This is a genomic window from Promicromonospora sp. NPDC023987, from assembly GCF_040639055.1.
Lineage (GTDB): Bacteria > Actinomycetota > Actinomycetes > Actinomycetales > Cellulomonadaceae > Promicromonospora.
The window spans coordinates 83,089-102,808 of the sequence record NZ_JBEZZF010000005.1; the positions used below are offsets into that span (position 1 = coordinate 83,089).

Annotated in this window: 18 protein-coding genes; 10 read left to right on the forward strand and 8 right to left on the reverse strand. The window is 69.1% G+C overall.

The genetic code is table 11. The features are described 5' to 3' along the window. Nucleotides 1-20: 20 nt before the first annotated feature. A complete protein-coding gene (locus tag AB0F40_RS04270) occupies nt 21-1,235 on the reverse strand; it encodes a sulfotransferase (protein ID WP_357464543.1) in 1,215 nt (404 codons plus the stop codon). Nucleotides 1,236-1,456: 221 nt separating this feature from the next. Here AB0F40_RS04270 and AB0F40_RS04275 point away from each other — a divergent pair, with 221 nt between their 5' ends. From AB0F40_RS04275 to AB0F40_RS04310, 8 genes are all read left to right on the forward strand, one after another. Then, entirely contained in the window at nt 1,457-2,392 is a 936-nt protein-coding gene (locus AB0F40_RS04275) for a sugar-binding domain-containing protein (protein WP_357464545.1), read from the forward strand. Nucleotides 2,393-2,399: 7 nt separating this feature from the next. Beyond that, nucleotides 2,400-3,797, forward strand: a complete 1,398-nt coding sequence (locus tag AB0F40_RS04280; protein WP_357464547.1) for an FGGY family carbohydrate kinase — start codon at nt 2,400-2,402, stop codon at nt 3,795-3,797. A gap of 263 nt (nt 3,798-4,060) precedes the next feature. After that, nucleotides 4,061-5,626, forward strand: a complete 1,566-nt coding sequence (locus tag AB0F40_RS04285) for a sugar ABC transporter ATP-binding protein (protein WP_357464549.1) — start codon at nt 4,061-4,063, stop codon at nt 5,624-5,626. Then, nucleotides 5,623-6,615 (forward strand): ABC transporter permease, encoded by a 993-nt coding sequence (locus tag AB0F40_RS04290; protein ID WP_357464551.1) that lies wholly within the window; start codon nt 5,623-5,625, stop codon nt 6,613-6,615. The genes AB0F40_RS04285 and AB0F40_RS04290 overlap by 4 nt, the downstream gene beginning before the upstream one ends. Before the next feature lie 56 nt (nt 6,616-6,671). Next, complete coding sequence (locus tag AB0F40_RS04295) at nt 6,672-7,721, forward strand: substrate-binding domain-containing protein (protein WP_357464553.1); 1,050 nt, start codon at nt 6,672-6,674, stop codon at nt 7,719-7,721. A gap of 9 nt (nt 7,722-7,730) precedes the next feature. Further along, a complete protein-coding gene (locus tag AB0F40_RS04300) occupies nt 7,731-9,470 on the forward strand; it encodes a dihydroxyacetone kinase family protein (RefSeq protein WP_357464555.1) in 1,740 nt (579 codons plus the stop codon). Further along, nucleotides 9,467-9,928: a ribose-5-phosphate isomerase gene (locus AB0F40_RS04305; RefSeq protein ID WP_357464557.1), complete on the forward strand. Its 462-nt coding sequence runs from the start codon at nt 9,467-9,469 to the stop codon at nt 9,926-9,928. Before AB0F40_RS04300 ends, AB0F40_RS04305 begins: the two co-directional genes overlap by 4 nt. A gap of 2 nt (nt 9,929-9,930) precedes the next feature. Further along, nucleotides 9,931-10,674, forward strand: a complete 744-nt coding sequence (locus AB0F40_RS04310) for a GolD/DthD family dehydrogenase (RefSeq protein ID WP_357464559.1) — start codon at nt 9,931-9,933, stop codon at nt 10,672-10,674. 161 nt (nt 10,675-10,835) lie between these two features. On the opposite strand, the gene AB0F40_RS04315 is transcribed toward AB0F40_RS04310, so the two are convergent. Genes AB0F40_RS04315 through AB0F40_RS04325 form a run of 3 tightly spaced genes read right to left on the reverse strand, consistent with a single transcriptional unit; the run spans nt 10,836 to nt 12,766 of the window. Continuing rightward, nucleotides 10,836-11,279 (reverse strand): HtaA domain-containing protein, encoded by a 444-nt coding sequence (locus AB0F40_RS04315; RefSeq protein ID WP_357464561.1) that lies wholly within the window; start codon nt 11,277-11,279, stop codon nt 10,836-10,838. Continuing rightward, nucleotides 11,276-11,488 carry a ferredoxin gene (locus AB0F40_RS04320; RefSeq protein ID WP_357464563.1) on the reverse strand — a complete coding sequence of 71 codons (213 nt, stop codon included), beginning with the start codon at nt 11,486-11,488 and terminating at the stop codon, nt 11,276-11,278. The genes AB0F40_RS04315 and AB0F40_RS04320 overlap by 4 nt, the downstream gene beginning before the upstream one ends. Before the next feature lie 6 nt (nt 11,489-11,494). Beyond that, on the reverse strand, nt 11,495-12,766 hold the full coding sequence (locus AB0F40_RS04325) for a cytochrome P450 (RefSeq protein ID WP_357464565.1): 1,272 nt from the start codon (nt 12,764-12,766) through the stop codon (nt 11,495-11,497). Between the two features lie 87 nt (nt 12,767-12,853). Between AB0F40_RS04325 and AB0F40_RS04330 the strand changes: the two genes are divergently transcribed. Continuing rightward, complete coding sequence (locus tag AB0F40_RS04330) at nt 12,854-13,453, forward strand: TetR/AcrR family transcriptional regulator (protein WP_357464567.1); 600 nt, start codon at nt 12,854-12,856, stop codon at nt 13,451-13,453. Between the two features lie 120 nt (nt 13,454-13,573). Here the strand turns inward: AB0F40_RS04330 and AB0F40_RS04335 are convergent, their stop codons facing one another. Next, the gene (locus AB0F40_RS04335; protein WP_357464569.1) at nt 13,574-14,257 is read right to left on the reverse strand and encodes a TetR/AcrR family transcriptional regulator; all 684 of its coding nucleotides are present in this window, start codon (nt 14,255-14,257) and stop codon (nt 13,574-13,576) included. A 3-nt stretch (nt 14,258-14,260) separates the two neighbouring features. Continuing rightward, nucleotides 14,261-14,938 (reverse strand): DUF998 domain-containing protein, encoded by a 678-nt coding sequence (locus AB0F40_RS04340; RefSeq protein WP_357464571.1) that lies wholly within the window; start codon nt 14,936-14,938, stop codon nt 14,261-14,263. Nucleotides 14,939-14,976: 38 nt separating this feature from the next. On the opposite strand from AB0F40_RS04340, the gene AB0F40_RS04345 reads away from it, so the two are divergent. After that, nucleotides 14,977-15,492 carry a YdeI/OmpD-associated family protein gene (locus tag AB0F40_RS04345; protein WP_357464573.1) on the forward strand — a complete coding sequence of 172 codons (516 nt, stop codon included), beginning with the start codon at nt 14,977-14,979 and terminating at the stop codon, nt 15,490-15,492. A 65-nt stretch (nt 15,493-15,557) separates the two neighbouring features. On the opposite strand, the gene AB0F40_RS04350 is transcribed toward AB0F40_RS04345, so the two are convergent. Beyond that, complete coding sequence (locus tag AB0F40_RS04350) at nt 15,558-16,022, reverse strand: hypothetical protein (RefSeq protein ID WP_357464575.1); 465 nt, start codon at nt 16,020-16,022, stop codon at nt 15,558-15,560. 83 nt (nt 16,023-16,105) lie between these two features. Next, nucleotides 16,106-19,465: a glycosyl hydrolase gene (locus tag AB0F40_RS04355; protein ID WP_357464577.1), complete on the reverse strand. Its 3,360-nt coding sequence runs from the start codon at nt 19,463-19,465 to the stop codon at nt 16,106-16,108. Between the last annotated feature and the right edge of the window lie 255 nt (nt 19,466-19,720).

The following is a 19,720-nucleotide window of genomic DNA, read 5'->3' on the forward strand; positions in this document are numbered from 1 at the left end:
CGGCGATCACACCCGTCGTGTCACAGCTCGACGGCCGGGGCGGCGTCGCGCAGGTCGAGGCGGTCCAGCATGCGGTTGTACGGCGCGAATGCCGCCTCCACCTCTGCGCGGTCCACGTAGCGGGACAGGTCGTACCGGTGGGACGGAGTGCCCTTCGGCTTGGCGATGACGTCGGCAAGGTGCTCCTGGTCGCGCGTGGTCCACGTCGCCCCGATCGCCGAGTACAGCCGAGGCACCTCGGTGAACGGGTCGGCGCTGAGCTTGTGGTACGGCACGTCCACGATCGAGGACGGCGGCAGGCTCATACGCATCTCGAGGCCGCGCTGAACCTGGGTGACCAGATGATCCAACGCGGATCGTCCGATCACTTCAGGGTCCGCCTCATGCCGGACCATAACCTGCAGGGTCTCCAGGAGGCTGGCGAACGAGCCGATGACCGTGACGGGGTCGCGGTGGGTCCACACGAACTTGGCGTCCGGGAACACCTGCCTGATCGTCTCCATGTCGCCAAGGTGCCCCGGGTACTTCAGCACCCACCGCTTACGCTCGCGCCCGTGCTGGAGTACCTGCAGCCCGAGCTTCAGGTACTCGTACTCAGACCGCACATCCTGGTCGGCGAGCCACGCACTGTAGGAGGGCATCGGCCCGCGCTGGAGCGGCCAGTGGGCCCCGTGCGCGAAGAAGAGCACCGACTCCTCCGGCCGGTCGATATAGGTCGGGTGCTTTTCCTGAAGGCCCGGTGCAACCAGTTCCATCAGGGAAAGGGCCAGCTCGAGCTGCTTGACCACCTTCCGCGCATTCCGCGGATCGTGCAGAGCCGTGTGCGCCAGCTCCCACGCCAGCGGGCCACGGTGGTCGGACGACTCCGCAAGTACCCGGTGGGCCAGGGTCGTGGCGGTGCGCGGCATCCCGCACACGAACACCGGCGCTGTGATCGGTTCGTCGGCAACCTGCGGGTGCTCGGACAGCACGCGGTTGACCCGCAGCCGGTTGGCGTACTTCCCCTGAACCTCGTTGAAGATGAGGAACCAGCCCAGTGGCGACAGCCGCGGGATCTCGGCCGCTCCTTCGACGATCCTGCCGAGGTCGTCAGCGAACGGGCGGTCCTGGGTACCTGCCTTCTTCTCCACCTGCGCGGCCGCCTTTGCCCAGGACCCGGCGGGGTCTCGCTGGCTCTTGACGGAAAAGGCCAGCACAGCGTTCAGGACTCGGGTGGTGCGTGAGGGACGGCTCACGACTCTCCTCTGCTCGTGGTCACTACGTCTGGTGGTAGCCACCACAGTCTGGTGCATAACGGACTATCCGGGTACGGGCTGTCTGGGTGATACGTGGCCAGCCGCCGTTCATACCGTCGCTGTCCAGGACACCGAACAGATGCGCTCAGAGTAGCGCTCGCGCACTATTCTGAGCAGGCGGGTCGGTCACGACATGGCAGACGCAGACGAAGGAGACCGTGGTGAGTGCAAGTCAGCCGTCGAGCGTCCAGCTCGCGCACGTCGCGCGTGAGCACTACGTGAACGGCAAGTCGCGCGTCGAGATCTCGAACGAGACGGGACTCAGCCGGTTCAAGGTCGGTCGGATGCTGGACGAGGCGGTGTCGCGCGGGATCATCCGGTTCGAGATCGTGAGCACGCCCGGGGTGGACCTCGACCTGTCCATGGAGCTCAAGAACCGCTACGGGCTGGACCACGCGATCGCTGTCGACGTGCCGTTCGACTCCGACGCGGCCGCGCAGGCGGCACTCGGCACCTCTGCCGCCAGCTTCATCGACGAGCTGGTCAGCCCGGACGACATCCTCGGGCTGACGTCGGGACGCACGCTCAACGCGATGGCGCGCGAGATCAGAGGGCTCCCCTGCCGGGTGGTGGTGCAGCTCGCCGGTGTCGCCGGGCCGATCCAGGAGAGCGGGCTCGAGGTGATCCGCCGCCTGGCGAGCTTCCCGGACGTCCAGCCCTGGCCGATCTACGCCTCGCTGGTGATGAGCGACGCACAGACCGCGGGCGGCGTGCTCCGGCAGCCGGGCGTGACCGCCGCGGTGGAGATGTTCGACGAGGTCACCGTCGCCCTGTGTGCCATCGGTTCCTGGGACCCGCCGAACTCGCTCATGATGATGAACCCGGCCATCACGGACCAGGACCGCGCGCGGCTCCTGCGCCGGGGGGTCGTCGCCGAGATCGCGGCCACGCTCGTCACCGACGCCGGAGAGGTGGTTCACGACCTCGACGAACGCTGCGTCGCCGTCACCGACAAACAGCTGCGCGCGATCCAGTCCCGGATCGCCATCGCAGGCGGCCCGACGAAGACCCGCGCGATCCGAGCGGTGCTCACCGCTCGGCTGCTGACCGGGCTCGTCACCGACTCCTACACGGCTAGCCGGCTCCTGGGCGGATAGGACCATCATGTCGAGACGACTGGTCGCCGGAGTCGATTCGTCAACCCAGCAGACGAAGCTGGTAGTCGTCGACTCCGTCACGGGCGAGCTGGAACGATCGGCCGCGCGCCCCCACCCCGACGGCACCGAGGTCTCGCCGGACCGCTGGTGGTCCGCGTTCGAAGGCGTCGGCGCGGACCGTGCGACCGGCGCCGCGGCCGTCAGCATCACGGCGCAACAGCACTCGACGATCTTCCTGGACCGCGTCGGCGCTCCGGTACGCGACGCCATCCTGTGGAACGATCTGCGCGCGATCGATGCCGCCGACCGGTTACGGGACGAGCTGGGCGACCAGACCTGGCTGGACGCGGTGGGTCTGCTGCCGGACGCGGCACATCCGGTCAGCAAGCTGCGCTGGCTTCGCGAGCACGAGCCGTCCCGGGCGCGGCAGGTCAGCAGCGTGACCCTTCCGCACGACTGGCTCACGTGGAAGCTCCTCGGAGCGGCGAGCGACAGGATGGCGACAGACCGTTCGGACGCCTCGGCGACGGGCTACTGGTCGGCGAAGGCCGGAGCCTATGACCACGCGCTGATCACACACAGCCTCGGACACGACGTGAACGTTCCCGAGATCCTCCCGCCCCACGGGACCGCGGGGACAACGGACTCCGGGCTCGTCGTCGGCGCCGGGTGCGGCGACAACGCCGCCACGCACCTCGGCCTGGAGACCGAGTTCGGCGACGTGGTGATCTCGATCGGCACCAGCGCTACCGTGTCGATGCGGTCCCGCTCGCCCTCGCACGACGCGAACGGCTATATCGACAGCATGGCGGATGCCAGAACAGGTCACATCCCGATCGTCGCGATGCTCAATGGTGCCCGGGTGCTCGCCGCAACGGCGGGGCTGCTCGGCGTCAGCATCACGCGGCTCGGCGAGCTAGCCCGCTCCGCACCGCCGGACGCCGCCGGCGCCCTCTGCGCTCCGTACCTGGACGGCGAGCGGAACCCGCGCGTACCTCGCGGCGCGGGCGCGTTCGAGGGCCTCTCCCGCACCTCCCTGAACCCCGCGACGATCGCTCGCGCGACCCTGCTCGGCCTGGGCTGTGCGATCGCCGATGCCGTCGACGCCCTGGTCGCCTCGTTCGGCGAGCCCCGGCGGGTGCTCGTCGTCGGTGGCGGATCACGCTCGCAGGAGCTGCGGGCCACCATCTCCGACCTTCTCGGCCGACCCGTCCTGTGGCCTGAGCAGCGCGAGCACGCGGCATTCGGGGCGGCCCGGCAGGCAGCCTGGGCACTGACCGGCGAGCTTCCGTCGTGGGGCGTCCCGCTCACCTCCGCCGAGACGCCGTCCGACGACAGGTGCTGGACGGCCGAGGTGCGCACCCGATACGCCCGCCTGACCCGGAAGCTCGCAACGCCGCGATAGCCCCGTGGTGCACGGTCTCGCGTACGGCACAGCCCGTCCGCGACGCTTCCTCGCGCCCGCACTCGGCCCGCGGTCCGCCGCGGGGGCCGCCCGAACCACGCGCAGTGCACCGCTCACGGGTCCCCGACGGCGCCCTTCCGTGCGCCACGTCGCTCACTGTAGCGCGGTGCTCACATGAGCAGCACTACTTGCATTCTGCTGTCGGGCACTTTATCGTCGCGATGTCGCCAGTGCCGGCGATGTCACGAGCTAAGGAGCCGACGTTGTCCGACACCGTGGTGGATGACTCCCCTGAGATACCGATGCTGCGGTGCCGCGGCGTCGAGATGGCCTTCGGCGGCGTGCCCGTCCTCAAAGGCATCGACCTGCAGCTACGACCGGGGTCGGTCACGGCCCTGGCCGGCGAGAACGGCGCAGGCAAGTCGACACTGATGAAGATCGCCTCGGGTCAGTACCGGCCGACGGCCGGCGACGTCGAGGTACGCGGGCAGTCGCTGCCGTCCGGCAGCATCCGGGCCGCCGCCGATCTCGGCGTGGCGATCGTGCCCCAGGAGCTCGCCTCGATCCCCGAGCTGACCGTGTACGAGAACCTGTTCGTCGGCAGAGAGCTGCGTACGCCGCTGCGCACGCTGGACCGCCGGGCGATGATCGCCGAGACCAGGACCAACCTCGCCGGCTTCGGGCTGGACGTCGACCCGCGGACCGTCATGGGCTCGCTCCCGGTCGGCGTCCGCCAGATCATCGAGATCATCAAGGCGACCAGCCGTGGGGCTCGCGTGCTGCTGCTCGACGAGCCGACCAGCGCGATCGCGGAACGGGAGGTCGCCCGGCTGGCAGAGGTGGTCAGGAGCCTTCGCGACCAAGGCGTCGCCGTGCTGTTCACGACCCACAAGATGGAAGAGATCCGCGCGATGGCAGACCGGGTCGTCGTGCTGCGCGACGGAGGGCTCGTCGCGGACGCGGACCTGACGACCATCACCGATGACGAGATCGTCACCGCGATGATCGGCCGCGAGCTGGAGGACCTGTTCCCCGAGCTGCCGGCCCCCGGCGACGAGGTCGTCCTGCAGGTCACCGACGTGGTCGTGAGCCCGGGCGCCGCACCGATCTCCTTCAGCGTGCGCCGAGGGGAGATCCTCGGGCTGGCCGGCCTGGTCGGCGCCGGACGCACCGAGCTCCTCGAGTGCATCTACGGGATCCGGCGCCCGCTCGCGGGCACGGTCACCGTCGCCGGATCGCTGCTTCGGCCAGGCGACCCCCGGTCGGCCATCGGCCGCAACGTCGCGATCGTGCCCGAGGACCGCAAGGGAGCCGGTGCCGTGCTGTCGATGAGCGTGCTGGACAACGCGACACTGCCACGTATCGCCGCCTTCTCCCGGTACGGGCTTCTCGCCGAGCGCCGACGGACGGACGCGATCGGCACGGCGATGAGCTCGATGAATCTCAAGAGCGACGGGCTCGGACAGCACATGGAGAACCTGTCCGGCGGGAACCAGCAGAAGGTGGTCCTGGGTCGCTGGCTGACCGGCACCGTCGACGCGCTGCTCCTCGACGAGCCGACGAGGGGCGTGGACGTCGGCGCCCGCACCGAGATCTACCGCATCATCGCCGAGCTCGCCGGCCAGGGCATGGCCGTGGTCATGGCCTCCAGCGACATGCCGGAGATCCTGTCGCTCTCGCACCGTGCGCTCGTGCTGCGCGACCACACCGTCGCCGGCTCCCTGACGCGCGCGGAGCTCGCGTCAGCCGACGTCCAGGACGTCATCTTCCGCCTCGCCTCCGGCCAGGAGGCGCACACCCGTCTCATCCTCGAGGAGAACGCATCATGACAACCTCCAGTGCGGACGTCGCGACGACGCACGCTGCACGTGACTGGGCCGGCACGGCCGGCAACTTTCTCGTCCGGCACATCATGATCGTGGTCATGGTGGCGATCATCGCCTTCTTCGCCTACCGCAGCGCCCGGTTCGCGACCCCCGACAACCTGATGACGATCCTCGTCGCGGCCGCGCCGTTCGCGCTCATCGCGCTCGGACAGACGCTGGTGATCCTGACCGGCGGCATCGACCTCTCGGTCGGCAGCGTGATCGCGGCGAGCGCCATGGCCGCGGCCTGGAGCGCGAAGAACCTGGGCGACAACCCGCTGTATCCCCTGGGCGCCGCCGTGCTCGCTGGCCTCGTCGCCGGTGCCCTCAACGGTCTGGTCGTGAGCCGGCTGAACGTGCCGCCGTTCATCGCCACCCTCGGCATGCTCACGCTCGCCTCAGGCGTCGCGTACGTCATCGGGAACGGCGCGCCGATCAACGGTCTGCCGTCGTCCTACGGGGTCTTCGCGAACACCAGCGTCGGCGGGATCACCGTCCCCGTCATCCTCATGATCGTCGCGATCGTCGCGTTCGCGTTCATCATGCGGCGCACCGCGTACGGGCTGCGGGTCTACGCGCTCGGCGGCAACCGCTTCGCCGCGGAGATCGCCGGCGTGCGGTCCAAGGGGATCCTGTTCAGCGTCTACGTCATCAGCGGGCTGCTCGCCGGCCTTTCCGGCCTCATGCTGTCGTCCCGTGTCATCACGGGCGCCCCGAACCTCGGGCAGGGCTACGAGCTCGACGCCATCGCCGCGGTCGTGATCGGCGGCGCGAGCCTCATGGGTGGCCGCGGGACGGTCTGGGGCACCGCGATCGGACTGCTCCTGATCCAGACCATCAACAACGGTCTCGACCTGCTGCTCGTGCCTGCCTACTGGCAGAACGTGATCAAGGGCGTGATCATCGTCGCCGCCGTCGCCGTCGACGTGTGGGCCGCGAAACGACGCAAGTAGCCGGGTACCCGGATGCATTCCATACGAATCCCCTCAACGACGAAGGACACAGCACCATGAAGCACACGCTCACCACCATCGCCTCGGCCTCGGTCGCCGTCGGCATGGCCTTCTCCCTGACCGGCTGCGGCGCCGGTGACCCGAACGCAGGGGCGAACACCGTCACCGTCGGCGTCACCGTCTACGACATGTCGTCGTTCATCACGCAGGGACGCGAGGGCATGGAGGCCTACGCCTCCGCCAACGACATCGCCCTGCAGTGGAACTCGGCCGGTGGCGACGTCTCCACGCAGGCCAACCAGGTCGACCAGTACGTCAGCGCGGGGGTCGACGCCATCATCATCGTCCCGGTGCAGGCCGACGCGCTCGGGCCGCAGGTCGAGGCCGCCCGTGCACAGGACATCCCCGTGGTCGCCGTGAACACGTCCCTCTCCGGGGTCGAGGTCGCCGCGAGCGTGCAGCCCGACGACGTCGGAGCGGGTGCGCAGGAAGCGACCCAGATGGTCGACGCGCTCGGCGGCGAGGGCAACGTCGTCATTCTCGAGGGCCCGCTCGGCTCCTCACCGCAGCTCGACCGCCGCGAAGGCATCGACAGCGTCCTGGCGGAGAACCCGGGCATCGAGGTGCTGGCGCACGACACCGCGAACTGGAGCCGTGACGAGGCCGTCAACCGCACGCGGAACTGGATCTCCGCGTTCGGAGACGACATCGACGGCGTCATCTCGCAGAACGACGACATGGCGCTCGGCGCCATCCAGGCCCTCCGCGAGGCCGGCATCGAGGACGTACCGGTGGTCGGCATCGACGGCATCGAGGACGGCCTCCGCGCCGTCGAGTCCGGGGAGCTGATCGGCACGTCGCTCCAGCACGGCACCGTGGAGCTCGCCACGGGCCTCGCCGTCGCCGCCCGCATCGCGCGCGGCGAGGACGTGGACACGGAGTACGTGTACACGATGCCGGCGGTCACCGCGGAGAACGTCGAGGACGCCATGACCAACGTCGTCTCCGACCGCGAGGCGTTCCTCGAGGAGCTGCCCGCACTGATCGACGAGAACCTCGACGCCGGGAACATCGCGTACGAGGGTCTCCCCGGACAGACCCGCTAAGGAGCACCCATGACAACCCTCTACAACGACCCAGCCGAGTTCGCGGAGGAGCAGCTCGCCGGGTTCGCCGACCTCTACGCGGACCGCCTTCGCGGAGTTCCCGGCGGAGTGATCAGCCACCGCGGCCCCGAGCCGGTCGTCGCCGTCGTCGTCGGCGGCGGATCGGGACACTACCCCGCGTTCGCGGGACTGGTCGGGCCCGGGTTCGCCGCGGGCGCCGTCGTCGGGAACATCTTCACGTCTCCCTCGGCGACCCAGGTCTACTCCGTCGCGAAGGCCGCCGACCAGGGCCGCGGCGTGATCCTCACGTTCGGCAACTACGCGGGCGACGTGCTGAACTTCGGCATCGCCGCCGAGCGACTGCGCCAGGAGGGCATCGACACCCGCATCGTGCTCGTGACGGATGACGTCGCATCGTCACCCGACCGGGACGAGCGGCGCGGCATCGCCGGTGACTTCGTCGTCTTCAAGGCGCTCGGCGCCGCGGCAGCGGCCGGCGCGGACATCGACGAGGTCGAGCGTGTCGGACGGGCCGCGAACGACGCCACGCGAACGTTCGGGGTCGCCTTCTCTGGCTGCACCATGCCGGGCGCCCACGACCCGCTGTTCGTCGTGCCCGACCGCCACATGGGCGTCGGCCTCGGCATCCATGGCGAGCCCGGCATCCGCGACGCCTCGCTGGTGCCCGCACGCGACCTCGCGCGCATGCTGCTCGACGGCATCCTCGCCGACCGGCCCGACACGGCAGGTGAACCGGCGGGCGAACGCGTCGCCGTGCTCGTCAACGGCCTGGGGACGACCAAGTACGAGGAGCTGTTCCTGCTCTGGCACGAGATCCGACAGCTGCTCGACGGCGCCGGCCTCATCCCCGTCGAGCCGGAGGTCGGTGAGCTCGTGACCAGCCTCGACATGGGCGGCTGCTCACTCACTCTCACCTGGTTGGACGACGAGCTGGAGTCCACCTGGCGGGCGGACGCCTATGCGCCCGGCTACCGGAAGCACCGCGCCGCGATCAAGGAGCTGCGCCCGGCCGTCATCGGCGACTCGTCCGACGGCGAGACCGCCGCGCCGACCCCCAGCGCGGCCGCCGCGCGGATCACTCCCCTGGTCGCGACCGGGCTGGCGGAGCTGCTGGCGGTCCTCGGGACGCACGAGGACGAGCTCGGGCGCATCGACGCGATCGCCGGCGACGGGGACCACGGCCGCGGCATGGTCAAGGGCGCCGATGCGGCGGTCCGCGCCACGCGACCGCTCGACACCGCCGGCCCTGGTTGGCTGCTGCGCAGTGCGGGCCGCGCCTGGGCCGCCGAGGCGGGCGGCACGTCCGGCGTGCTGTGGGGCGCCGGCCTCGAGGCCGCGGGCAGCACGCTCGGTGACACCGCCGACCGGTACGACGCCGCCGACGCCGCCCGCGCCGTCGACGCCTTCGTCCACGCCGTCCTCGAGCTGGGCCAGGCACAGGTGGGCGACAAGACGCTCATCGACGCGGCGGTCCCGTTCCGCGAGACGCTCCACGCCGCACTGGCCGACGGCGAGCCTCTCGACGTCGCCTGGCGATCCGCCGCCGACGCCGCGAAGGACGCCGCGACCGCGACCGCGCCCCTCGCTCCGAAGAAGGGACGTGCCCGGCCGCTCGCGGACAAGAGCATCGGGACCCCGGACGCGGGCGCGACCTCGTTCGCGCTGGTCGTCGACGCCCTGAGCGCTCTCCTGACCCCCCACCCACTGGCAGAAAGGAACGCCCGATGAGCGACACCACGCTTCGTCTGGTCGTCGGCGCGGACGACGCCGGCTACCGCTACAAGGAGGCCCTCAAGAAGGACCTCGGGGCCGACGCCCGCGTCGCGTCCGTCGTGGACGTCGGCGTAGCGACGGACGGCCACACCGACTACCCCCACATCGCCGTCGAGGCCGCCCGGCTCATCGCGGCCGGAAAGGCCGACCGGGCCCTGCTCGTCTGCGGCACCGGCCTCGGCGTCGCGATCGCCGCGAACAAGGTTCCCGGGATCCGCGCGGTCACCGCCCACGACTCCTTCTCCGTCGAGCGCGCCGTGCTGTCGAACGACGCCCAGGTGCTCTGCCTCGGCGAACGCGTCATCGGCCTGGAGCTCGCACGCCGACTCGCCAAGGAATGGCTCGGCTACACGTTCGACCCGGAGACCACTTCGGGGGCAAAGGTCCGCGCGATCGAGGAATACGAGGCATAACCATGGAGTCCCCCTTCGACGGCCGCATCGCCGTCATCACCGGCGCCGCCAGCGGCATCGGATACACCGTCGCCCAGCATCTGGCCGAGCGCGGCGCCCGCATCGTCGGCGTCGACCTCAACGACAGCGTGCTCGACCTTCCTGCCCAGCTCGCCGGCACGGGGCACCACGGCATCGTCAAGAACCTGACGGCGCCGGACGCGGCGGCCGAGACGATCGCGGAGACGGTCGCGCACGTCGGCACGCCGCACATCCTCGTGAACTCCGCCGGGCTGGCGCTGCTCGACCCTGCCGTCGACGTCCCGGCCGACCGCTGGCAGCTGACGCTGGACGTCAACCTCAGCGGCACCTTCTACATGGCGCAGGCTGCCGCACGGGAGATGCTCGAGGCGGGCTACGGCCGCATCGTCAACCTCGCGTCGCAGGCCGCGGTCATCGGGCTCGACCAGCACGCCGCGTACAGCGCGAGCAAGGCCGGCATCATCGGCCTCACCCACGTGCTCTCGCGCGAGTGGGCACGGAGCGGCGTGACCGTCAACGCCGTGTCGCCCACGGTCGTCGAGACCCCCCTCGGCAAGGCGGCTTGGGCCGGCGAGAAGGGAGAGAAGGCCAAGGCGGAGATTCCGGTCGGCCGATTCGCCCAGCCGGTGGAGGTGGCCGCGCTCGTGGCGTTCCTCGCCGGTGACGACGCCGCCATGATCACCGGCAGCAACTACCTCATCGACGGCGGGTTCACCACCGTCTGACCATCTCGTGGCCGGCCGCTGGTCGGCCGGAGCTGGTGGTCGGCCGGAGCTGGTGGTCCCCTCGAGGCAGAAGGGCGGTGTGCCCGCCCTTCTGCCTCGGCCGGCGTGGGGAGCGGCTGTGACCGTGCCGCCGGTTTGGTGCGCCGATGGCGCAGAGCGCTTTACTGACGCTCGATGGGAGCCAACGAGGTCCCCGCTTCGTAGCGGAAGTCGAACGCGACGGTCGCGTCCTGACTGAGCGCAGCGCCGCCGTCCGGCAGCAGGTGCGCGAACGCGAGGCGTCCGCCCTCCGAGTTCGTGGCGGCAGTCCCCTTGACGGACAGCGTCGCGAGCTCGCTGTTCGGGGCCGTGGCGATGCGGATCTCCTCGAGGGCCAGGCTGAGCGCGCCGCCGTGGGCGCTGAACCGCACACCGCCCGCGAATGAAGCCACCCCGTCGGCGACACCGACGAGAGGGAACCGGAAACGACCGTCGGCGGTGAGGGCCGCCGGAGCCTCCACACCGATTCGCCCTTCGACGGCCCGGACGTAGTCGACGAACGAGTCGTGTACGCCCCAGACCAGGTCGCCGCCTCCCTCGATCGAGCCCCCGACGACGCGGTTCATCTCGCCTCTCCCGTCGTCAGCCTGAGGGCGGCGGCGGGGCAGGAACGCACCGCCTCCTCGACGTCGTCACGGTCCTCGGCGGCGACGGTCTCGTCGTGGACGGTCAGGCCGCCGTTGTCGTCGACCTCGAACCGCTCCGGCAGGACGGACTCGCAGATGCCGATGCCGGTGCAGCGGGCTCGGTCGACCTCGATGCGTGTGCTGGTCATGGTCTGTTACCTCCCGTCACCGATGACGACTGGCAGGTGCCGGTAGCCGTTGATGAAGTCGCTGGTCAATCGATGGGGCTCCCCGACGGTGACGTCGGGCAGCTTCGTGAGGATCTGGGTGAACAGCGCACGCAGCTGCGCCTTGGCGACGCTGTTGCCGAGGCAGTAGTGCACGCCGCCCCCGCCGAAGCCGACGTGCGGGGAGCGCCCGCGGGAGAGGTCGAAGCGGTGCGGGTCCTCGAACACCTGCTCGTCGCGGTTGCCCGAGGCGTAGAACATGGCGACCTTGTCCCCGGCGAGGATCCGCTGGCCTCGGAGCTCGAGGTCCTCGGTCGCGGTCCGCGTGAAGGAGATCACCGGGGAGGCGTGCCTGACGAACTCCTCGATCGCTCCGGTCATTCGCCCTTCGAGGTCCTCGAGCAGCCACGCCTTCTGCTCGGCGTCGCGGGCGAGCTGGATCATGGTGTGGGTCGTGGTCTGCTTGGTGGTGTCATTGCCCGCGATACTCAGCAGGATCATCGTGCTCAGGATCGCGTCGTCGTCGAACCGCACCCCGTCGACGTCGGCGTGGACGATGGCGGACATGATGTCGTCCCTCGGGTCCTTCCTGCGCTGCTCGGCCAGGGGGAACGCGATCTCGGCGAGTGCGCCCGCGGCCTCGGCGAGCAGGCCGGCGAACTCGGCGTCCGGAGACTGGGCGAGCTGCTCCTGCACCAGCACTATCCGGTTGCCCGCGTCGGCGAAGGCCTCGACCTGGTGCTCGGGGATGCCCACGAGGTCGGCGACGGTCATCATCGGCAGCTTCGCCGAGACCTCTTCGACGAAGTCGATGCTGCCCGCCCCGACGACGCGGTCGATGATCTGCTCGGCACGAGTCTCGATCTGCGCGCTCAGCCGCCTGACGGCCTTCGGTGTGAACGCGGAGCTGATGACCTTTCGATAGGCGGTGTGGACCGGTGGATCCATGTCGAGGATGATCGCGCCGTTCACACTGTTGGACTCGTACGGGTGGAGCGCGGTGCCGGATGCCGAGCTGAACTGCGTGTGATGCTGGCTGACGTAGGTGATGTCCTCGGCCGTCGTGACCGCCCAGAACCCCGCCTGCCGGTGGACCTCTGGCGGCAGGCTGGTCTCGATCGGCCGGTGCCAGCTCACGGGGGCCTCGAGACGGAGCCGGCGGAACGTGTCGTCGCGCTCCACCGGGCTCTTCGCCCAGAAGTCGCGGCTGGAGATGTCGAGGCTCGTGGTCGGTTCGTGTGGGTTGGCGTGCAGAAGCATGGCGCTCCTTTCGTTTGATCTCGGCACGAATGTAGGCATTGCCTACCCGTGTTGTCAACGCCTACATATCCGCCTACGATGTGTCCCATGAGCGAGCAGAACGAGCAGCGCCGCTACCACCACGGCGACCTCCGGGCCGCACTCCTCGAAGCCGCCGAGCACAGCCTGCGCAGCCATGGCGCTGCGCAGCTGTCGCTGCGCGATCTCGCCCGGGAGGTGGGCGTCAGCCATGGCGCCCCCCGGCGACACTTCCCCGAACGCCAGGACCTGCTCGACGCGCTCGCGGAGAACGGGTACGCCCGCCTGGGCGAGCGGATCCGCCGCGCCGTCGCCAGCGGCGACCCGGACTTCGCCGCCCGCGTTCAGCGGGCGACATCGGCGTTCGCTCACTTCGCGATGGAGAACCGCGCCCTGCTGGAACTGATGAACGCGGCCAAGCACCGGCCGGAAGGGACAGGGGTGCCTCGCTCGGCCGAGGTCGCGTTCGAGCCGCTCGTCGACCTGATCCGCGAAGGACAGGAGCGGCGACTCCTCCGGGTGGGATCGGTCGAGGAGATCGGAATCATCCTGTACGCGACGATCAACGGACTCGCCACGCTGGTCAACAACGGGCTGATCGACGCCGAACGACTGGAAGAGCTTGTCGAGATCGCGGTCGATCAGTTCCTCCGGGGAACCGCTCCGTGAAGCCGCGGCGCGCCGACCAGAACCCCGAGTTGCCGCTCACACAAACCAGTACTGGACAGCGTGCGGCGATTCACTGCCCGCGGAGTCCGGTTGACCGGGCAACGGCACAATGGCGCGAGACTACGGTCTGCCATGGCTCGCGAGGAAGGCCTGCACGGCCGCGTCGGCGTGTGCTTCCAGCTCGGCCGTCGTGTAGGGCCTGTCCTCGCCCATGAACATGGCCTTGTTCAGGGGGATCCAGAGGAGCATGCCGACGAAGTGGTCGGCAGCGCGTCCGGGCTCCCGCACGTTCATCAGCCCTCGTTCCGCGAGTCGGGTGAAGCTGTCCGTGAGACTCCCCAGCACGCGCTCGAAACCCTGTTGGTACCAGGCACGACCCAGCTCGGGGAACTGACCGGCACTGGCGATGATCAACCGGCGCAGCCGCAGTAGCTGAGGATCCATGAGAGTGAGGAGAAAGCGGCGGGCCAGGGCCGTGAGCTCCCGCTCGACGTGATCCGTACGGGACAGTGTCTCGGCGATCAGCTGCACCATGCCGTCGACCTGATTGGTGGTGCCGAGCACGATCTCGGTGAAGAGGGAACGCTTGTCGACGAAATGCTTGTAGACCGTCTGCTTGCCGACAGCGGCGCGGGCGGCGACCTCGTCCATGCTGGCCCCGGCATATCCTCTGTCGAGGAAGATCTCGGTTGCCGCCTCAAGGATCGCGCGGTGCTTGTCAGCAGATCGAGTGCCCTCGCGCAGGTCCACTCGTCCTCCCATCACCCGTCCCAACTCCTCATCATGCCGATCGAGCGCGTTCACCGCTCACCGGGCGAGGCGCGCTGCCGACACGCCGACCCAGAGCCAGGCGATGACGACTCCGACGAACATGGCGAGGGGCCCACCGACGACACCAGAGTTCGCCGCGGCGAAGCCGATCGCGAGCAGCACTCCGCTCGTGCGCCCCGCACTGGCCCAACCACGCCAGCCTATCCTGGAGAACCGGCTCGCCAGCACGAAGCACGCTGCGATGAGGGCGATGAACGCGATGCCGGCGCACGCGAGGTGAAGCATTCCCGTCACGCTGAACGAGGCCTCCGAGCCCGTACCGGGAGGAAAGCCGTTGCCGGGGTCGGCCGGCAGGAAGGCGGCGACCACGAAGCCCACCCCCATGACCGCGATGAGGACCGGCGCCCACCGCCCACCGCGCCCGCGGCCGAGGACACGTCGCAGGCCGATCGCACAGGCGAGCATCAGCAACCCGGTGACGGCGAAGTTCGCGACCTGAACCCAGCCGCCGTCGCCGAGCGAGAGCTGGCTCACCGCATGACGCAGCGGATCGAATCCCTCACGCAGCACCGCCTGAGCGAGCGCAAGGACCACGAAGATCGGCCCTGCCACCGTCCCGGCGAGAAGGAGCAGCGTGGTACTGCCGCCCAAGGTCTCGTGCCGCACGGCATTCGCTTGAGTCTCCGGTCCGGTCACGAGTCTTCCCTTCGACATCACGAGCCTTCCGTCGCATAAAACTAGACGGTACAGTATTGCCCGCAGAGCGTTGTGTCCAGCAAACTGCTGTTGTCTGCGAACCGATCGAGAAGGAGATCACCATGCCTACGTTCCGCACCGCTCTTTGGCCCGGCGGTGGCAACAACGTCGGCATCGTCGTGCCGGAGGAAGTCGTTCGCTCGTTCGAGCGCGGAAAGCGTGTGCCCGTGACCGTGACGATCGACGGCGGATACACCTACCGCAACACGATCACCTCCATGGGCGGGCAGTACCTGATCTCGTTCAACTCCGAGACCAGAGCAGCGACCGGCAGAGGTGCGGGCGACGAGGTCGAGGTGACCCTGGAACTCGACGACGCGCCGCGCACGGTCGAGGTTCCTGATGCGCTCGCGCAGGTGCTCGCGACCGACACGGCGGCCGCCGAAGCGTGGGGCCAGCTTTCTTACAGCAAGCAGAAGGCGCACGCGCAGTCGATCGACGGCGCCAAGACCGAGGAGACCCGCGCCCGCCGACTCGGCAAAGCACTCGCCGAGCTCCGCGGTAAGAACTGACCGACCCGGCCACGCGCTCGTTGTCACGACCCAGATCGGCTGCGCCACGGCTTGTGCCGCGCGAGTCAGCCCCGCTTTCGCTGCTCGGTCCTGAGAGCGAGGATCGCCAGCACGCCACCGAGCGGGACGAAGACCCACAGGGTGACGGCGGACGCTCGGTACGCGAGCCAGTCCTGCGCTCCGAGCAGGACGCCCTGGTCGCCGACCAGGTGCACCTTGAGCTCCCTGCCGCTGACGCAGCCCGACGGTCCCGTGGTCACCGTGACCTCGTGCTGCTCGGGACCGCCGCCGTCCGGACGGAACGTCCCTCGGCAGGGCTTGGAACCGACCCCTCTGGCTTCCGACTCGGTGACCGTGACGGTGACCGTGACAGTGCCGGCCGTCCCGGCGGTGCCCTGAGCCGCGGCACGAAGCCGGAAGGAATCTTCCCAGAGCCCATGACCGACGACGACAAAGAGGACCATGAGACCGCCCATGACCAGAGGGATGAGCCAGAGCGGCACCCGATCGGAACCGGCGTCGTCCGTCATGACCGACATGGTGACAGAAGCTGGCGGCCCGACGGTGGCGGCCGGCGGGGCGCGCCGCCCTCAGCAGGGCGGCGCGCCGGCCGTCACTGCGGCTCAGGACCGGTCGGAGGCGTCGCGCTCCGGGAGGTCTCGTCGTACCGGACCTCCACGAAGGGGACGATCTTCGCCTGGCGCGGGCCGAAGCTCAGGTAGTCGATGTGGTACCCCCACCAGCCGTTGGCGTTCTCCGTGACGCGCGCCGCTCCGCGGTCGAGCTGCACGTTCGACAGCGCGGAGTAGTAGTCGATGACTATCTCGTTCTCGCCGTTCACGAGGTACTCGCTCACGTCCGCGCGCGGCCTCATCCAGCTGACCCCTCCGGTGTAAAGCTCCTCGCCCACCAGCGGCACCTGCCGGCCGGTCCCGTCGTCGATGGTCGGGCCGTCGACACCGCCGACATCACGGGTGACCTTGGTCGGGTTCGTGGAGACGCCGCCGCCGACCTTTCGTCCGTTGATCCAGACCTCCATGCTCGACTCGAGCGTGTCGCCGAAGTCGAGATAGGCACCGCTGGCGGCGTCCGCGTCCCACTCGAACGTGGCCTCGTAGTGCCCGGTCCCCGACACCGCTCTGCCGACCTCGGGGATCTCGTCCCAGGTCGCCAAGGTGTCGAGCTCCACGTCGATCGGGGTGATGTCCGTCGAGGTCTTCCGGTTCGTCGTCGTCAGTCCGCCGATCGTCTCGGTGCGGACGAGATCGCCGGGCTCCTCGTTCGGACGCCATGAGCTCACCCTCAGGTCCCAGTGGCCGATGTCGTACGCGGCCGGCACCTCGACCACGTCCTCGAACGACGCGCCGCTGCTCAGCTCGGTCGTGACCTCGCCGCTCTCCGTGGCTCGGACCACTACCCCGTCGGAAGACGCACGGGCCGAGTCGGCATTCGTCGCCTCGACGTGCAACCGCTCGTCGTCGACCTTCTCGAACGCCAGCAGCCTGATGTCGTTGTAGTCCAGGTCGATCGGGACGATCGTCCTGCCGTTCTCCCACCGGTAGTCGGCGAGCTCGGTCACCTCGCCCGTCCACGCGTCGATCGAGTGCGGGACGAACAGCCCGTCCTGCACGATGTCGGTCTGGATGTCCGTGCCGATCTCGGCGTTCCGGACGCTCTCCTTGTGCGAGTTGTGGGCGTAGGAGCCGTCGTCGTAGTTGTAGGCGTACAGGTACTGATTGCCGTCGTCGTCCTGGCGCGTCTGCGTGAGCAGCTGCAGGTTCGGCTCCGAGAAGCCGCTGTACGGCTCGACCCCCAGGTCCTGGAGCTGTTCCAGGACGTTGTCGTCGTAGCCGCCGGGGTCCGTGCTGAAGTAGCCGCCGGCGGGCATGTCCGCGACCGAGGCGACCCGGACCGTGTCCAGTCCCTTCAGCTTGTCCATCACGCGCCGCAGCTTGTCGTCGCGGTCGTCGTTGAACGGGGTCCGCGACGCGGCGTCCTCCAGGATGACGACCTTCAGGCCCTTACGCGCCCAGTCCAGGATCCGCTTCGCGCCGTCGATGTCCAGCCAGTCCTGGTACAGCACGACGGCCTTGTACCCGGCCTTCTCGATCGTCTGCGTCTTCTTGTCGAACGACACGTCGTCGTCGAACAGGAAGTCCGGGCTGAAGTAGTCGTACGTGTACCCGTTGTCCTGGAGCTCGGTCGAGCGGTACTGCAGCCCCTGGTGCGCGAGCTGCCAGTTCATGGCCTGGTTGTCGTCACCGGTGCCCCCGCCGTACGCCATGCCGTGCACGAACTTCTGCTGGACGAACCCGACGTCCGTGCGCGACTCGCCCGTCTGCATCAGCTGCTGCACGCGACCGAGGTGCGCGTTGAGCTCGTCGTAGGTCTCGGCGGCGGGGAAGCGGTCCGCCATCAGCGCGAACCCTCTGAAGCGGCTGGCCTCGTACCCGGGCCAGTCGTAGCCGCTGTACCCGTAGCCGGCGCTCCAGATGTGCCAGACGGTGCGCTGGATCCCTGCGGCGAACTGCGAGTACGCGTCCTGCAGGCGCAGCTGCTGCGTGGCATTCGCACCGAACCTGAGCGCCGTGGTCTCGCTGGAGAGCACCTTGTTCTCCAGCTTCGCGCCGCCGGTCCAGTAGCGGAACATGTCTATCTGGTTGTACTGGTTCCGGTTCTCCGTCTCGGGGTAGTCCACGTCCATCGACGGCTCGGACATCTCGAGCGGCTGACCGTACGAGATCTGCGCCCGGGTCTCGATGCCGACGGAGTTCAGCCACGTCTTCATCGGCTGCAGCATCCGCTCGCGATACAGCTGGGTCAGGACGTCCTGGTAGTCATTGACGACCCGCTGACGCAGGTCCTCGGCACCATCCAGCTTGTACTTCCCGGCCGTCGCCACCGAGTGGTGCGGGTTGCTCCAGACGTTGCCGACCCCCTCGATCAGGAAGAGGTACGGCGTGATGTCGTACCCCTTCCGCTCGCGGAACTGCTGGGCCATGTCCTCGGTCCACCAGGTGAAGCCGTCCCCGGTGCTCATCTCGAGCGAGTCCATGAACAGCTGGACGTCCCCGTCCAGGATCTTCTCCCTGAGCGCGGGGTCGGCGAGGTAGTGGTCCTCCCAGAAGGTCTTCAGAGCCTCCACCCCGCGCTCGTCGAAGTAGTTGGTCGCATAGCTGGGCTCCGCGGACGGGCTCGAGGTCTGGAAGGTGCCCTGCGTCCAGAGGCCGAACACCCGGTACGTGCCGTCGTCGGGCGCCGTCCAGTCGAGGTTCTGGGCCCAGACGTCAGCGCCCTGGGTCACCTGCGGTGAGAGGTCCACGAAGGATTCCGGGTCGACCGTCTCACCCTCCACGACCCGGTACGCGTACGCGGAGACGAACGTGGCGCCCTCGTGCCGATCCGCTTGGGCCGGGGCGACCAGGGACGTCAGCGTCTCGCCGGCCTCGACGGTGCCGGTACCGAGGGTCAGGTTCTGCATCGCCGCCTGGCTCGTCGGGTCGAGCCCGGAGACGTTGGACGTGGACCAGTTCGTCCCAGAGGTCAGATAGACTCCCATGCCCAGGTCGAGGAGCTTGTTCATCATCAGGTTCCACTTGTGGGACCACATCTCGGTGCCATAGGCGTAGTCCCCCTCGGCGGCCGCGGCATCATCCTGCATGCACAGCTCGACGCCCCGGAAACCCGCGTCGTAGAGCGCCTGGACTTCCTCCAGCAGGGTCTCGTCCGTGTGCGACGCGTCGCCCAGCCACCAGCGCACGTCCGTGCTGTAGACGCGATCGGGGTCGATGTACCTGCTCTCCAGCTCCTGTACGAAGGCGGAGCTCGATCCCGTCGGTGTGGCTGTCACGGCCGACGGTGACGCGGCCGCGTCACCCGCGGCCGCGGGGAGGGACACCCCCGCCGACAGCGCCAGCGCAGCGATCGGAAGCAGCGCCAGCGTCTTCCTCGACCGTCCGGCACGCGTGCTCACCGCCTGTTCGTTCCTGTGTGGCATCTCGTTCTCCCGTCGTTGGGATGGTGCGCCGCGTGCGGCTCGGCCGTGGGAACAGACCGTGCCGTCGGAACAGGTGATGGAACGAGACCGGCTTCGCTGTCGATGTCGTCTCCGGCTGCACTGATGTACCTCCACGTCGAGGAACTGTGCCGGGTGGACCACTCTCGCGGACTATCGTGATGAATCGATTCATCACCGTGCGGGATCAGGTTACGGACGCCGGTACGCGGC